Below are 1,068 nucleotides of genomic sequence, written 5' to 3' on the forward strand. Positions count from 1 at the left end.
GGCCCACTCCCGGGCCAGCGGGCCGCGCTGCGCGGGGACGGCGCCGGTACGGCCCCCGCGCTGGGCGAGGACCTCCCGCAGCACCGGCGTCAGGTCCGTGAACGGCTCGACCCCGTCCGTTCCCGGGGTCCGGGCCAGCGCCGACCACGTACCGGTGTCCGGGTCGTGGAAGTGGACCCGGCCGGGGTCGCGGGGGTCGTAGCGGATCGGCCACCGGCCCCCGGGGTACGGCGAGGGCCGGCCGGCGTGGCGCCGCAGCGCGAGGCCGTCGTAGCGCAGGCCGTCCTTGAGCACCCCGTCGGGGCGGATCACGGCCCAGTGGATCGGCAGGAGTTCGAGGAAGAGCGCCGCGTCGCGCGGGGCCGCGATGTAGCCGCAGCGGTGGACGGCGAGCCGGTAGGCCTCGTTCGGGCTGAGGTCGAGTCCGGGCAGGCCGGGCAGGGCCAGTCCGGGCTGGCGGCGGCGCTGGTAGCCGGCGACGGCGTACTCGGCGAAGAGCTCCTCCAGTTCGCCGGCCGTCCGGGGGCGGTCCGGCTCCTCGCCGCAGCCGGCCGGCTGGTCGGCGAGGTAGGCGGCGAGGTGGTCGGCGAACTGCGCCCGGACGTGCGCGAACGCGGCGGTGGCCTGCGGTTTTCCGGCCGGCGGGTACGCCCGGCCGTCCTGGACGACGATGCCGTAGCGGCGGCAGACGTCCTTGACGGTCTCCGGGACGACCGCCGCGCCGCGGTCGACGACGATCCGTTCGGGGAAGACCACCGGACGGGCCGCGGCGGCGGCGAAGCGCTCGTCCGCCGCCAGCAGCGGTTCGCACGGGAGCCGCAGCGTCCGGTGCCGCAGGCCGTCCGGCCAGCCCGGCCGCATCGGCTCCGGTCGCAGGGCGTCGGCGATCACGAGCCCGGCGTCCACCGGCCCCGCGCCGCGCGGCAGCAGGCGCCAGCCCAGCAGGCTGCGGGTGCAGAGGTCGATGACGGCGGTCAGGGCGACCGGGCCCACCGTGCCGGTGGCCGGGTCGACGGCGCTCACGCCCAGCGGGACGGTGTCGACCAGCACCACCGCGCCGGGGCGGTC

Annotated in this window: 1 protein-coding gene; it reads right to left on the reverse strand. The window is 78.2% G+C overall.

What is annotated here, in order from left to right; translation table 11 throughout:
* Positions 1-1,068, reverse strand: a 1,068-nt coding sequence (locus AB0O00_RS41195) for a Mu transposase C-terminal domain-containing protein (protein WP_363659770.1), incomplete at both ends; no start/stop codon positions are given.

Source organism: Kitasatospora sp. NPDC093558, from assembly GCF_040683475.1.
Taxonomy (GTDB): domain Bacteria; phylum Actinomycetota; class Actinomycetes; order Streptomycetales; family Streptomycetaceae; genus Kitasatospora.